Origin of the sequence: Shewanella sp. 38A_GOM-205m (assembly GCF_000518445.1) — a bacterium.
Lineage (GTDB): Bacteria > Pseudomonadota > Gammaproteobacteria > Enterobacterales > Shewanellaceae > Shewanella > Shewanella algae.
The window spans coordinates 1-14,420 of record NZ_JADP01000019.1 but is presented as its reverse complement, the minus strand read 5'-3'; the positions used below and the strand labels follow the sequence as shown (position 1 = coordinate 14,420).

The following is a 14,420-nucleotide window of genomic DNA, read 5'->3' as shown; positions in this document are numbered from 1 at the left end:
CAGGCATAAGGACAGCCCATGTGCATTCTGTTTCTGGCGCTGGATCAGCACCCGGATTATCCGCTGATCCTCTGCGCCAACCGCGATGAGTTTCATCACAGGCCCACGGCCCCGGCACACTTTTGGCCACCACAGCAGCAACTGCTGGCGGGTAAGGATCTGCAGGCAGGGGGTACCTGGCTTGGCTGTAATCGCCTGGGAACTGTGGCCGGCCTCACCAATATCCGTCAGCCGATCACTCAGCCGGATGGTATGCGCAGCCGCGGGGAGTTGGTACTCAAGGCGCTAGATAGCCAAACGCCAATAGAGCCGCAATGGCTCAGCGAGCACAGCGACAACTATAATCCTTTCAATTTGGTTTTCGGCCAGGGCAAGCACTTTTGGTGTTATCACAGCCTGGATAAGTCATTGCGACGCTTGAACAGGGGCTTTCACGCCATCAGCAATGGTGCCTTGGATGATATCTGGCCCAAGATGGCCCGCGGCGAGCAGGCGTTGGAGCGATTGATAAGCCAATCGGCCAAGCCGGATATAGATAAGCTGCTGGCAATAATGCGTGATGAGACCCCGGCGCCGGACACCAGCCTGCCAACCACAGGTGTCAGCCTGGAATGGGAGCGGCGTCTGTCGTCCATCTATATTCGCCACCCGGAATACGGCACCCGGGCCACCAGCCTGATATTCCTTTCCCGCGAGGGTCAGCTGAACTTTTACGAAGCCAGGTATGATGGCAAAGGGCGGCAATTGGGGTTGGAGCAGTTCAGTTTTGCGCTGACAAACGCGGAGCCACTATGCTGATGGCGCCGCGGATCTGCCCCGGCTGATAACCTCTGGCGCTGTCATTCGGGTAGTGCTCATCCAATGCGGTTTTGACCTCGGGCGCCAATTGGCTGCCATGACAGGTGAGGCAAAGCGGTGCTACGCCCTGGGCCTTCATAAAACGCAGCTGTGACTCTGTCTGGGCAACCTGGCTCAGAGTCTGCGGGTCTTCACCAGCTGCGGCCCGCGTATCAAATGACAGCAAAACCTGTCGCTGCCAAGCCTCCGGCTCGGCCGCCGGATTACGGGGTTTCAGACTGACACGTTTCACCTGCCAACCACTCTCGGCCGAGAGCTGGCGGGCAATTTCCGGCGCCTTATGGGAACAAACCTCGATGGCTGCCACCGGGCCACCTTCGGCCAGAGCTTGCTGCAGTTGCGGCTTGAGTGTTTGGGCAAAGCGCTTGGCCAGCGCGGCTGCCTCGGTTTTAAATTCTGCCGTTGCCGGCTCGGCTATGGCTTGATTCACCAAGGCGAAAGCCAGCAAGGCGATAAGTGTAGGTTTCAACATAGGGCGCTCCATTAGATTTTTTTAATAGAAAGATATTAGATAAATCTAATTCCCTATGCAAGTCATGATGAGTGATCGTGAGTGATTACCCATTGGTCGTCTTTCTTCTCCAGCAACAGGGTAAAGACCCCGGATGGACTATCCTTTTGCCTGAGCAAGACCCAACGACCGGCCACCAAGGCAGAATAGTTACTCAACATCTGCACATCCTTGAGCTCCAACTTGAGCTGGCCCATAGTCGCGCGATCCGGATAGCTGCGCTTATAGGCGGCCAGCATCTTGTCCCAGCCATATCTGAACTCGCCTTTGGAGACAAATCTCAGCTTGGGATCGTGCCAGTAGCCCAACATATAGGCATTGATGTCGCCTTGATTCCAGGCTTGTTGCTGACGATTGAGCAACTCGGTAATTTCATCTGTCGGTACCGCTTTGGCCGGGGCGATCGCAAGCAGCAGTACAGACAGGAGCCCAAAGATTAATTTTTTCATACTCCCTCCTTTGCACCTCCCTGAACAAGCCCCGGAAACTGTGTCGCCACAATCACTGGGCTTCTATGTATGATACTAACCTATCTGTTTGGGAAGTGCTTCTTGCAAAGGACCAGGGCCATTTGCTGCGAACCATGCCTTGCATCCAGTCCTATAAGCCGACGCAGAGCACATATGAGATTCGTTCGCATCTTACCTTGTACGATAGGGAAAGATCTGGGTAAATCATCGTCTTGGTATGATGTGGACGGCCAGGCTGTGTTCAGGAAGAAGAACCCAGGCTTGCACAAACGGGATAATGCTGAAATCATGTTTTCCCTCGGCCACTGCTTAAGTGAAGGTATACATTGTTAACCCAATGAAAGTCTTCGCCAAGCACAGGACTGACGTCTCCCTGACCACTTTTGGACTATACCTTTAATCAACCCAAGGTTTGGCATCTCTCTATGTTTAAAAAAATCTGCCAATGGCTGCTTTCTCTGTTCGGCTGGCAAATTCGCGGACAACTGCCCGACTCCCCGCAATATCTGGTGATAGTGGCCCCCCACACCAGTAACTGGGATTTTATTCTCGGTGTGCTCGCCCGTGGGGCTCTGGCGGCCAAGATCCACTTTCTCGGCAAGCATCAACTCTTCATTCCTCCCTGGGGCTGGTTTTTCAGAGCCATAGGCGGCAGCCCGGTAGACAGACGCAAGAACAATAATCTGGTCGATGCGGTCAGCGAGTTGTATCGTCAGGATCCCAACTTCAAGCTGGCGCTGGCACCGGAAGGCACCCGCAGCCCGGTGAAACGTTGGAAGACAGGCTTCTACCATATCGCCTCCAAGGCAGGGGTACCGATTGTGGCCGTGGGGTTGGACTTCAGCCAGAAGGCGGTAGTGATAAATCAGCCTTTGATACCGAGTGCGGACATGCAGCAAGACATGGATCAGCTTATCGCCTTCTATCGCGGTATTCGCGGCCGCTTCCCCAAAACAATTCCGGACTATTCAGCGGACAAGTGAGTCTTGTTCGGCAGGCGTCACCGGACTATAGTGACGCTTACCCGGAAACTTTGTATACAAAATTATGGATCACCAGACCTTCCTGCTGTACCTGTTTGCGATCTTACTGATAGCCATCTCCCCCGGCCCGATCGCCATGTTATCTATCTCTCACGGGATCCATTTTGGTAAACGCCGCAGTCTGGCCACGGCCTTGGGGAGTGTCAGTGCGGCCTTGCTGTTGATGTTGGCTTCCATCGCCGGACTGAGCGCCCTGCTGCATGCCAGCGAATACGGCTTTACCCTGCTCAAATGGTGCGGTGCCGCTTACCTTATGTATCTGGGGATTAAACTGCTGCTCACCAAGCCCCATGCGGCCGAGCAAAGTGTCGGCCCCAAGGGACGTGGCCATCCTTTCAGTCTGTTTCGTCAGGCATTTCTGGTGGGGATCAGCAACCCCAAGGATCTGCTGTTTTTCGCCGCCCTGTTTCCGCAGTTTATCGATGTAAGCGCACCCCAGGGACCTCAGTTGGCAGTATTGGCTTCCACCTGGGCCTTGGTAGACTTCAGCTTTGTGATGATTTACGCCTCTATGGCCAGTGTGCTGGCCTCATGGCTTAAGCGCAGCCAACGGCTGCATTGGTTGGATCGCGTCAGTGGCGGGGTGTTTGTCACCCTCGCCACTGTATTGGCCGTTAAAGATTAAGGAAGGGCTTTAGGGAAGGTGTAAATAAGCCTAAGTGGGTTTATTTGCACCGGCTCCATTATCTTTTAAGCTGCGAATATCATTGCCGGTTGGGCCCTGGAAAGCACGCAGATCGAATTGTGGCAAGATGGCAAAGATATGATCGAAGATATCTGACTGAATATCTTCATAATATGCCCAGCGGGTATCATTGGTGAAGATATATAACTCGATCGGCAGACCTTCGGTGGTGGGTGCCAACTGCCGCACCATCAGGGTCATCTCCTTATGCACCTTGTCGTGGTGCTTGAGATACTCCAGCAGATAGGCTCTGAAGGTCCCCACATTGGTCAGCCTGCGGCCATTGACCGGCATTTCGATATCCGACACCTTGGCATTACATTCAGTGATCTCATGGATCTTCTTCGGCAGGTACTCTTTCAACAGGTTAATCTTCTCCAGCTTCTTCCTGTCCTCTTCGGTCAGAAAACGTATGCTGTTGATATCTATGTTGACCGAGCGCTTGATTCGGCGGCCGCCGGACTCAGACATACCACGCCAGTTGCGGAAGGCGTCTGATACCAGCGCATAGGCCGGGATCATTGTGATGGTTTTGTCCCAGTTGCGAACCTTGACCGTAGTCAGCGACACCTCTTCCACCGCGCCATCGGCGCCGTATTTATCCATCTGGATCCAATCGCCGGTGCTGACCATGCGGTTAGCCGCCAGCTGAATACCGGCAACAAACCCCAAAATGGTGTCTTTGAACACCAACATCACCAAACCTGTGGCGACACCCAAGCCGCTGAGGAAGTAGACAGGAGACTGGTTGGCAAGCACAGAGATGGAAATAATGATGGCAACGAAGAACAGGAACAGCTTTATCAACTGCACAAAGCTCTTCACCGGTAGACGACGGCTAATCAGCTTAACATCCGCCACCTCGTTTACCGCATCCAATGCCGAATAGGCGGCGCGGATCAGCAAGACGACCAGCCAGACACTCAGCAGCCTGTCGACCAGACTGGCCAGCAGTTTATGATCTGTCAGTGCTATGGGGATCAGCAGGTTGAGCACCAGTGCCGGCACCAGCATGGCCAGCTTTTCCAACACTCTGTGGCGCATAAAGATGTCGTCCCAGGTGACCTTGGAACGTTGAATCACCAGGTTCATCGCCCGCACCACACCGCGACGAACAATGAAATAAGCCAGTCCCGCCAACAACAGGCAGGCAAGCACCATGAGCGAAGTGGACAAACCGTCGGCTGGCTGGCTATCGATACCCAGCTGCGATAACCAGTGTGACAGTTCGAATCTCAAGTCTTTGTCCAAGTTATCCAAAATTAACCTCTCAGAGAAAATTCACTCATCCCGACTCAAACCTGAGTCAGGTTGCAGAGTAACATACAGGTGTTAACTTTGGCTGAACAGTCGATCCCGTCCGCACAGGAAAACGTGCGCTCAATCACCTTTTAGGGCGAGCACCACTTCGGCACCCAATGGCTGCTGGAAGTGCTCCAGGTGATCTATGGGAAGCCCGGAAATCAATAACTCTCTGTGATTGTGCCAGTCGAGCTTCAACTCATCGTGGCGACCGGATACCACCAGCAAACTCGGAAAATGCTCACCCGACTCAAGATCAATCAAGTCCAGATGGCTCTGCCAATGTCCGTGCCCGTGCAGGCTGCAGTTGGAAAAACTGATGTCGGCCTGCCAATCTTTATCCGGCGACCAACTACTCAGCAGTATCGATTCCTGACAGTGCTCGCTATGGTCAGGTAGTGTGCCCACCCAACCTGCCACATGAAACAGACTCCATGAGGCCAGCAACAGGTAAAAGCATCCCCCGCCAAATTGCAGAGCCTTCGACAACCAGGCCTTGGTATTCGACGGCATACCCTCTCCAAACTATCAAATAGACTAAGAGTGGGATCATATAGGGGGGTATGCTGTAAGTAAACGCTGACCAAAGAGTTACAAACCTGGCGATTGTTTCATTGAATGGTTTAATTCACCACAAAGCCGGGTGGATGTGTCATAGGACTCTCTACCGCAGCCAAAGCATAAGAGATCATAATGCCCTTACCCTTCAGGCATACCCAGAGCCAAAGTCGCCGACAAGAAAATTCTGACACCCTTTGCAGTCAAGGCTGACACATTAGCGGGCAACAACCTCACCTTATTGCTAAGGACTGGGTCATTTGCTGCGAACCAAGCCTGGTATCCAAGCCGGTAAGCCAACGCAGAGCACACATGGGGCTTGTTCGCACCTTCCCCAAGCACAGGCACTCGAACATACAACCCCGGCTTGCTGTATGCCAAGCAACCAAGTTTGTGTTTTTCGTCATTGCCAGCCCAGGTTAGCCCGGTTATTGTTGACGCAGGATTCAGCCAAGCGAATTTTTTCATGTCGAAACAAAATCTTTTCAAACCCAGCTTTGCCGTCAGCGCCCTGGCACTGATACTGAGCTCAAGCTTTGCCATCGCCGAGCCGGCTCAGGTGGCCGAAGTCACTCTTGAAAACGGTGCCAGAGTCATACTCAAAGATGACTTCACCTGGGAGTATGTGCTCACGGAGGCGGTGATCAGCGCCACCGAACCCGAAACGACCACTGAAGAAGTGGTTGCCGAGATGCCGAATACGGCCGCCCATACCACAGCCGCCACAGCGGCAGCAGTGGAAATGGCCGCCAAACCAGAGCCAAGCAAAGCCGCCGTGGTCGAACAGCTGACCCAGAGCGCCATGACCACTCCCGGACTGCTCGGCAAGACAGCCAGAGAAGGGATCAGCGTTTCGCTGCAGCAAGTGCAGTGGCAAGGCGACAAACTGGGCCTGACCTTCGAGCTTGACAGCAACAGCAGTGAAGATATGGTCGAAGTCCTGATCAGTGCCAGCTTCTATAACGATCAAGGGCGCAAGATGAAAGAAGAGGAGCTGCAGGTCTGGCGTGCCATCAAACGTATGCCGGAAACCTATCTGCGCAAGGGCCAGCAGCGGCAATCCTCGGTGATCTGGGTTGAAGGAGTAGATAAAAACCAGTGGCAGAAGCAGTTGCTGAATCTGAAGATCACAGAATTGGATACCTGGTAACGCCAGCCTCTAGGCATTGTGTTAATTTGATAAACAAAGAGCGCCAAATGGCGCTCTTTGTGTTTCTTATACGGACTCTTGTACCGTCAGATGCCAAAGGGTCTGCAGGCCCTTTCGGCGCGTCCCGGCTCAGAGGCTGCTTGGCAGCAGCTCCTTTGGCAGATAGGCATTATAGCGCCCACTCGCCAGCAGCTCAGTGGCCTTGCTGATATCCGGACCGAAGTACCTGTCCTTGTCATAGAAGGCAACCCGCTCGCGCAGTTCAGCCTTGGCCTTGGCTACCGCCGGGCTTGGCTGCAGCGGCGAGCGGAAATCCAGCCCTTGGGCCGCGGCCAGCAGTTCCACTGCCAGCACTCCGCGGGTGTTTTCCGCCATATCCCTGAGCCTGCGGGCGGCAAAGGTCGCCATGGAAACATGATCTTCCTGGTTGGCCGAGGTCGGCAAGCTGTCGACAGAGGCCGGATGAGCAAAGGTCTTGTTTTCACTGGCCAGTGCCGCGGCTGTCACCTGGGCAATCATAAAGCCCGAGTTAACCCCACCGTTTTCCACCAAGAATGGCGGCAGCTTGGAAAGATTGGAATCGATCAGCAGCGCAATGCGGCGCTCACTGATGGCCCCCAGCTCGGCAATGGCCAGCGCCAGATTATCCGCCGCCATGGCCACGGGTTCGGCATGGAAGTTACCGCCTGAGATGATCTCGCCGGTATCTTCAAACACCAGCGGGTTATCTGTCACGCCGTTGGCTTCAATTTCCAGCACTTCGGCCGCCTGACGGATCTGCGTCAGGCAAGCGCCCATCACCTGTGGCTGACAGCGCAGGGAGTAAGGGTCCTGCACCTTTTCACAATTGGCGTGTGACTCGGCAATCTCAGAGCCGCTCCCCAGCAGATGACGGAATACTGCCGCCGAGTCTATCTGGCCCTTTTGACCGCGCACCGCATGAATTCTCGGGTCGAACGGGCTGCGACTGCCCATGGCCGCCTCGACACTCATGGCGCCGACCACAGAGCCGGCGGCAAACAGGTCCTCGGCGTGGAACAAGCCTTCCAGTGCCAACGCCGTCGATGCCTGGGTGCCGTTGAGCAGGGCCAGGCCCTCTTTGGCGGCCAATTCAATCGGTTTCAGCCCGGCGATGCTCAAGCCCTCGATGGCGGGCATGATACGCCCCTGATAACGCACTTCGCCCTCGCCTATGATCGGCAAACACATGTGCGACAGCGGCGCCAAGTCGCCCGAGGCCCCCACTGAGCCCTTCTCGGGTACGCAAGGATAGACACCGGCATTGACCAGGGCGATCAGGAAGTTGATCACCTCGAGACGGATCCCGGAAAAACCGCGGGACAGCGAGTTGATCTTCAACACAATCATCAGCCGCACGGTTTCATCCCGCATCAATTGGCCGGTACCGGCGGCGTGGGACAACACGATAGAGCGCTGCAGCAGTTCCAGATCCGCCGGGGCAATCTTGGTGTTGGCCAACAGGCCAAAGCCGGTGTTGATGCCGTAAACCGTGCGGCCCTCATCCAATACTTTTTGCACCACGGCGGCGCTGCTGTTGATAGCTGCCAGCGATTCCGGATGCAATTGCAGCTGGGTTGGCGCGCGGCTGATGCTGCGCAGTTCAGACAGTGTCAGGCTTCCCGGTGTCAGAGTGATTTGAGTGGTCATCATCAGTCCTCCAACATAGGCAGATCCAGGCCCTGCTCTTTGGCACAGTGCTTGGCAATCTCATAGCCGGCATCGGCATGACGCATCACGCCCGTGGCCGGATCGTTCCACAATACCCGGGATACCCGCTTGGCGGCGGCATCGCTGCCGTCACAGAGGATCACTACCCCGGAGTGCTGACTGAAGCCCATGCCGACACCCCCACCATGGTGCAGCGACACCCAGGTGGCGCCACCGGCGGTATTGAGCAGCGCATTGAGCAGCGGCCAGTCGGAGACGGCATCCGAGCCGTCGAGCATGGATTCGGTTTCCCGGTTGGGACTGGCCACAGAGCCAGAATCCAGATGATCTCGGCCTATGACCACAGGCGCCGACAGCTCGCCGTTTTTCACCATTTCGTTGAAGGCCAGCGCCAGACGGGCGCGATCTTTGAGGCCAACCCAGCAGATACGGGCCGGCAGCCCCTGGAAGGCGATACGTTCACGAGCCATATCCAGCCAGTTGTGCAGGTGTGGGTCGTCCGGGATCAGCTCTTTCACCTTCTGATCTGTCTTGTAGATATCCTCAGGGTCACCACTGAGCGCCGCCCAGCGGAACGGGCCAATGCCTTCACAGAACAGCGGCCTGATATAGGCGGGAACAAAACCGGGGAAATCGAAGGCGTTGGCCACGCCTTCGTCAAACGCCATCTGGCGGATGTTATTTCCATAGTCCAGCGTCGCGGCGCCGCGGCTTTGCAGCGCCAACATGGCCTGAACCTGCACTGCCATGGAAGCCTTGGCGGCCTTGACCACAGCGGCCTCGTCTTTGAGGCGCATCTCCTTGGCCTGCTCCAGCGTCCAGCCCTGAGGCAGATAGCCATTCAGCGGATCGTGCGCCGAAGTTTGGTCTGTCACCACATCCGGAGTAATACCGCGCTCAACCAGCTCACTGAAGATATCGGCGGCATTGCCCAGCAAACCGACGGAAACCTGCTTGCCCTCGGCCTTGGCGACTTCCAGCATCGCCAGTGCCTCGTCCAGGCTATGGGCCTTCTTGTCCAGATAACGGGTACGCAGACGAAAATCGATACGGGTCTCATCCACTTCACAGGCCAGCACAGAGAAACCGGCCATGGTACCGGCCAGAGGCTGGGCACCGCCCATACCGCCCAGGCCACCGGTCAGGATCCAGCGGCCCTTGGCTTCACCGTCGAAATGCTGCTTGGCCACGGCCACAAAGGTTTCGTAGGTACCCTGGACTATGCCTTGGGTGCCTATGTAGATCCAGGAGCCGGCAGTCATCTGGCCGTACATAGCCAGTCCTTGCTTGTCCAACTCGTTGAAGTGTTCCCAATTGGCCCAGTGGGGTACCAGGTTGGAGTTGGCGATCAGCACCCTGGGGGCATCGCTATGGGTCTTGAATACTCCCACCGGCTTGCCGGATTGCACCAGCAAGGTTTCATCCTCTTCCAGACGCTTGAGCACCTCGACGATTTTGTCGAAGCACTGCCAATCGCGGGCGGCGCGACCTATGCCGCCGTAAACCACCAGATCCTCGGGGCGCTCGGCCACATCCGGATGCAGGTTGTTCATCAGCATTCTGAGCGGCGCTTCGGTCTGCCAGCTCTTGCAGTTCAGAGTGGTGCCGGTCGGCGCAATGATTTTGCGCGCCGGATCATGTCTCTTATCCATAAACTTCCATTCCTCTGTTGCTTGTCTTGTGGTTTATTTTGTTGTTTTTATTTAGGTTTATGTTCGCCTCTGAAGGTCAAATGCCCTCCGAGACGGAAGCGGCTGCCTGGATGGATCAGCCGGGCAAAACTCACCACCCCCTGGCGTGACCAGGTGCGGCGCAGTATCTGTAAACAGGGCTCGCTGGCGGGAATCGCCAAGCGGGCGCGTATCTGTTCATTGGCGACTATCGCCTCTATGGTGTGGCGTGCCTCGGTCAAAGGCGCCACCTGCGACAGATATTCATGAGGGGTCTGCAAATTGAAATCCTGCTGCAGATAGTCGGGGATTAACTGGGGATTCACGAAACGCTCTTCGAGCTGTAGCGGCAACCCCTCTTCACAGTGCACCAGCACCGAGTAAAACACCCGGCTGCCGGTCTCCAGCCCCAAGGCGATGGCGATAGGCGCCAGGGCCTCTATGGCGGTCAGCTCCAACACCTGCACGCTGTAACCATGGCCGCGGGCCTTGATCTCATCGGCGATATTACGGATAGACAACATGGATGACTGCGACTTGAACTCGGCCACAAAGGTACCCAGCCCCTGACTGCGCTCCAGCACGCCGTTGTCCACCAGCTCGGTCAAGGCCCTTCTGGCCGTCATCCGGCTGCACTCAAACAGCTCCGCCAGTTGGTTTTCGGAAGGCACCCTGGAGTGCTCCACCCATTCGCCTGACTCAATGCGGTCTGAGATGTACTGTTTAATGCGGGCGAACTTGGCTGTGCTCATCGAATCGACTCTGTGTTGGTTTCAATCTGCTGAAAAACTCGGCTATAATCCTAGCTTGTATATACAAGTAAATACAAGTTAGCTCACAAAATCACGGCAGTTGCCGCCACCGCGGCCGGCTTTAAGGCAAACAACAAGGAGCAAGCATGTCCTGGGATCAGGTTTGGATAGATATCAATATTGCCACTATGGACCCTTCTGTATCAGAGGCTTATGGCGCCATCACCGACGCGGCCCTGGCAGTAAAAGATGGCAAAATAGCCTGGATTGGCAAGCGCAGCGAACTGCCTGCCTTCGACGTGCTGGCAACTCCGGTTTACAAAGGCAAAGGCGGCTGGCTGACGCCCGGGTTGATAGATGCCCATACCCATCTGGTGTTTGCCGGTAACCGCGCCAACGAGTTCGAGCTGCGTCTCAAGGGCGCCAGCTATGAAGAAATCGCCCGTGCCGGTGGCGGCATTATCAGCACAGTCAAGGCCTGCCGTGAGGCCAGCGAGGCCGAACTGTTCGACGAGGCTCGCCGCCGCCTCAACGCCCTGGCCAAGGAAGGGGTTACTACGGTGGAGATAAAGTCGGGCTACGGGCTGGAAACCGCCACCGAACTCAAGTTGCTCAGGGTCGCCCGCGAGCTGGGCAAACACCACCATGTGGATGTGGTCACCACCTTCCTGGGCGCCCACGCCTTCCCACCAGAATATCAAGGCCGGGAGCAGGAATATGTGCAACTGGTAATCGAGGAGATGCTGCCTCAGATATTGGCGGAAGATCTCGCCGATGCAGTGGATGTGTTTTGTGAAAATATCGCCTTCGACCTGCAGCAGACAGAAGTCATTCTCAGCGCCGCCAAGGCCAAAGGGCTGGATATCAAATTGCACGCCGAGCAGCTCTCCAACATGGGCGGCTCAATACTGGCCGCCCGTCTGGGGGCCAAGTCTGTGGATCATATCGAGTATCTGGATGAAGCCGGGGTCGAGGCCCTGGCCGAGAGCGGCACCTGCGCCACCTTGTTGCCCGGCGCCTTTTACTTCTTGCGGGAAACCCAGATGCCACCGATAGCCTTGTTGCGCCAATATCAGGTGCCCATGGTGCTGGCCAGCGACTTCAACCCAGGGACTTCCCCCATCTGCTCAACCCTGTTGATGCTCAACCTGGGCTGCACCCTGTTCCGCCTGACGCCGGAAGAAGCCTTGGCCGGTGTCACCCGCAACGCCGCCCGCGCTCTGGGCCGCGAACAGCGCATAGGCATGCTGCGTCAGGGAATGGATGCCGACTTCTGCCTGTGGCGGATCTCAACTCCAGCGGAACTCGCCTACAGCTACGGCGTGAATCCGTTGGTGGATGTCATCAAGGGGGGCAAACTTATTCATCAATAAGTTTGGCAAGTGATTGGATGGCAGGTCACCGACCTGCTGTCGGCTTGCGCGCCGACATCCCAGCGCCAGGGAATAGCTGCACAGCTTTGACTCATCAGTTTTAACTGGATTAGCATGGATCCAATCTGTCAGTTTCGTTTCCTTGACGTGACCATATCTGACAGATTGGCCTAAATTGGTTAGCATGATCAAATGACTCTGCTTACCGAGCAGCCAGAAAAGTATGATCTAGTAGTTGGAGGGCTTAGAGATTGGCAATCTGATATGCATGCTAACTGTGGCCCTTAAATCGCATAACAAGACTCAGTGTTAGCCCGCAAAGCATCGCGGACAGGGACTGTTTCTCCAGTGTGCGTCGATAGAGTATAAAATAATGCAATCAACAGACGATAATTATGTTAATCACCAAATATTCGAAGAACTGAACTATTACGCACAGTTTTACGAAAATCTTTCTGATGCAGTGATGGGGTTCATCACTATTGGAACAACTTCAATAATTAATATGGACACATATGTTTTCATGTCGATGAAAGGCACAATTGAGTCAATAAGATTAGTATTAAAAGAAGGAAAGATGAATGATGCTTATGCTCTTCTAAGAAAATACTATGACTCAGTTATGGTTAATGCATATACCAATTTATATATAAATGATAATGTAGGGCGTTCCGGTTACTACATTACAGAAATAAATGACTGGCTACATGGTAGAAAACCATTACCGAGAATGCCTAAGATGTCTAAATACCTTGATAGCTCGGCGTCTTTATCTGATCTAAATTCATTACTCAAAATTGATAAACGATATGACGGTATCAGAGAGCGTTGTAATGATAATATGCATTATAATTTTTTTGCATTACTGATGCTCAATGACGGTGAAGTTTATATGGATGAGCGTCTCCATCATTTAGACCAACTCAGGGTAGATGTCCGTGACGTGTTTATTTTAAATATGTCATACATACTGACAATAAATGAGAGCTATATGATGTCATCAGATTATGTGGATCACTTAGAAGTAGGTATGACCCCGCCTGAAGGTTCACAATATTGGGTTGCTCCATTTATACAAGACATGGCGTCCGATGTTCTTTTACAGGAACGTCCAGATATATTTAAGTTACTAAAAAGCCAGACATGCATGGAGCTAGATTGAGAAATCACCTAGCAAAGAGCCCCATTGCGAGCTTTCTGCCAGAAAATTTTTGGTCGAAAGCTTATACGTGTTGACCAAATGTCAATAATAGTTCACTTTGTGTACACTGTGAAAATCATTGGGGAATTTGGCATGGAGCCGATATCTATTGCAACTAGTTTTGCAACCATTGTTGGATTACTTTGTAATTTTAAAGGCGAGAACTCTGGAAGGGAATTGTCTGAGTTTATTGGTTGGTTAAAAGAAAGACATCACATTGATGTGGTTTCTGGTATTGAACACAATCGAGTATTAGGTAATGAGATCCAAGCCCTTTTGCTTTTAAACCATCAAGATCTACTTGAACGATTAGATTCATTAGATCAAATATTAGCCTCGGTCGCGATTAATATTGATTGTTTTGCTAATCTTGCCACAACGATTCGTCCAGACAGTATTTTTTCAGAACAAGCTATTTCTATCATTAAGCAGTTCAGTGAGTCTGGTGCTAGAGAATGTTGGGAGTCTAGTCAATTGGGAAGTATGACTCCAAGTCTCATATTAATAGATGGCGCAGGCCAACTTGTGATAAAAGAACCTAGGTTCCTAGAAGATGATCTTAAAACTCTGGTGGAGTTTGGCATTCTTCGATTAGATTTCGGCAGTAAAGGAACCAGAAAATTCATAATAACGAGAAAAGCTGTCCAGCTTGCAGAATTAAGCTAATGTCTAAATAAGTGTTCCTAATTGTGCTACACCCTGCTGAAAGCCTTATTTGGCTTGAGTTTATACGCATACACTCGGAAAGCCCTGTACTACAAGGCTCCTTGCTAAAGGATGCTAAACTAAGCACGATGATGACTAATGAGGCCAGTGACCTACATTTAGGAACTAATGAAATGGACACCTCCCCACAAAGACTTCAGTGAGCCATGCTGTAAGTGCAAACCAACAGCAATATGAAGAGGTGTCCCATGGAACAAATTATCGGAATTGATCTGGCAAAGCGAGTTTTTCAGGTGAATATCGTATCTGCGCAGGGTGAGAAGAAAGCGAATAAAATGATCACCCGTGAAAAATTGACGGCGTTTATTGTTCAGCAGCCTCCGTCCCGTATTGTGATGGAAGCGTGCGGCAGTGCAAATTACTGGTCACGCCAGTTCAGGCAATACGGACATGAAGTTAAACAAATCAGTCCACAGTATGTTGCCCCCTTCA

The 14,420-nt window shown here is 53.4% G+C and carries 14 protein-coding genes and 1 pseudogene; 8 read left to right on the top strand and 7 right to left on the bottom strand.

Translation table 11 applies throughout. The annotated features are described in order from the left end of the window. Nucleotides 1-18: 18 nt before the first annotated feature. Nucleotides 19-798, top strand: a complete 780-nt coding sequence (locus N512_RS0112520) for an NRDE family protein (protein ID WP_028780554.1) — start codon at nt 19-21, stop codon at nt 796-798. Here the strand turns inward: N512_RS0112520 and N512_RS0112515 are convergent. Together N512_RS0112515 and N512_RS0112510 are read right to left on the bottom strand one after the other, a co-directional pair. Then, entirely contained in the window at nt 761-1,330 is a 570-nt protein-coding gene (locus tag N512_RS0112515) for a Tll0287-like domain-containing protein (protein ID WP_028780553.1), read from the bottom strand. The two genes, N512_RS0112520 and N512_RS0112515, sit on opposite strands and share 38 nt — an antisense overlap. A 62-nt stretch (nt 1,331-1,392) precedes the next feature. Further along, complete coding sequence (locus N512_RS0112510; RefSeq protein WP_025010598.1) at nt 1,393-1,818, bottom strand: YybH family protein; 426 nt, start codon at nt 1,816-1,818, stop codon at nt 1,393-1,395. Between the two features lie 446 nt (nt 1,819-2,264). Between N512_RS0112510 and N512_RS0112505 the strand changes: the two genes are divergently transcribed. Then, on the top strand, nt 2,265-2,822 hold the full coding sequence (locus N512_RS0112505; protein WP_025889547.1) for a lysophospholipid acyltransferase family protein: 558 nt from the start codon (nt 2,265-2,267) through the stop codon (nt 2,820-2,822). Nucleotides 2,823-2,886: 64 nt separating this feature from the next. Beyond that, entirely contained in the window at nt 2,887-3,507 is a 621-nt protein-coding gene (locus N512_RS0112500; protein WP_028780552.1) for a LysE family translocator, read from the top strand. Nucleotides 3,508-3,537: 30 nt separating this feature from the next. Here the strand turns inward: N512_RS0112500 and N512_RS0112495 are convergent, their stop codons facing one another. Together N512_RS0112495 and N512_RS0112490 are read right to left on the bottom strand one after the other, a co-directional pair. Beyond that, nucleotides 3,538-4,818: a mechanosensitive ion channel family protein gene (locus N512_RS0112495; protein ID WP_025889546.1), complete on the bottom strand. Its 1,281-nt coding sequence runs from the start codon at nt 4,816-4,818 to the stop codon at nt 3,538-3,540. A gap of 129 nt (nt 4,819-4,947) precedes the next feature. Further along, entirely contained in the window at nt 4,948-5,382 is a 435-nt protein-coding gene (locus N512_RS0112490; protein ID WP_028780551.1) for a hypothetical protein, read from the bottom strand. Between the two features lie 511 nt (nt 5,383-5,893). Between N512_RS0112490 and N512_RS0112480 the strand changes: the two genes are divergently transcribed. After that, nucleotides 5,894-6,577, top strand: coding sequence for a DUF3157 family protein (locus N512_RS0112480; protein WP_037474971.1), 684 nt, complete (start codon nt 5,894-5,896; stop codon nt 6,575-6,577). 129 nt (nt 6,578-6,706) lie between these two features. On the opposite strand, the gene hutH is transcribed toward N512_RS0112480, so the two are convergent. From hutH to hutC, 3 genes are read right to left on the bottom strand one after another with little or no spacing between them, the layout of a single operon-like run. After that, the gene (gene hutH, locus N512_RS0112475) at nt 6,707-8,248 is read right to left on the bottom strand and encodes a histidine ammonia-lyase (RefSeq protein WP_028780549.1); all 1,542 of its coding nucleotides are present in this window, start codon (nt 8,246-8,248) and stop codon (nt 6,707-6,709) included. Beyond that, the gene (hutU, locus tag N512_RS0112470) at nt 8,248-9,918 is read right to left on the bottom strand and encodes a urocanate hydratase (protein ID WP_028780548.1); all 1,671 of its coding nucleotides are present in this window, start codon (nt 9,916-9,918) and stop codon (nt 8,248-8,250) included. Before hutU ends, hutH begins: the two co-directional genes overlap by 1 nt. Before the next feature lie 47 nt (nt 9,919-9,965). Then, nucleotides 9,966-10,688: a histidine utilization repressor gene (hutC, locus tag N512_RS0112465; RefSeq protein ID WP_028780547.1), complete on the bottom strand. Its 723-nt coding sequence runs from the start codon at nt 10,686-10,688 to the stop codon at nt 9,966-9,968. Between the two features lie 146 nt (nt 10,689-10,834). Here hutC and hutI point away from each other — a divergent pair, with 146 nt between their 5' ends. The 4 genes and pseudogenes from hutI to N512_RS0112445 form a co-directional block, all read left to right on the top strand. Next, complete coding sequence (hutI, locus tag N512_RS0112460; RefSeq protein ID WP_028780546.1) at nt 10,835-12,061, top strand: imidazolonepropionase; 1,227 nt, start codon at nt 10,835-10,837, stop codon at nt 12,059-12,061. Nucleotides 12,062-12,434: 373 nt separating this feature from the next. Further along, nucleotides 12,435-13,223, top strand: a complete 789-nt coding sequence (locus N512_RS0112455) for a hypothetical protein (RefSeq protein WP_028780545.1) — start codon at nt 12,435-12,437, stop codon at nt 13,221-13,223. Between the two features lie 132 nt (nt 13,224-13,355). Next, the gene (locus tag N512_RS0112450; RefSeq protein WP_156029201.1) at nt 13,356-13,928 is read left to right on the top strand and encodes a hypothetical protein; all 573 of its coding nucleotides are present in this window, start codon (nt 13,356-13,358) and stop codon (nt 13,926-13,928) included. Between the two features lie 248 nt (nt 13,929-14,176). After that, nucleotides 14,177-14,420: pseudogene (locus tag N512_RS0112445) on the top strand (IS110 family transposase); the annotation flags it as partial.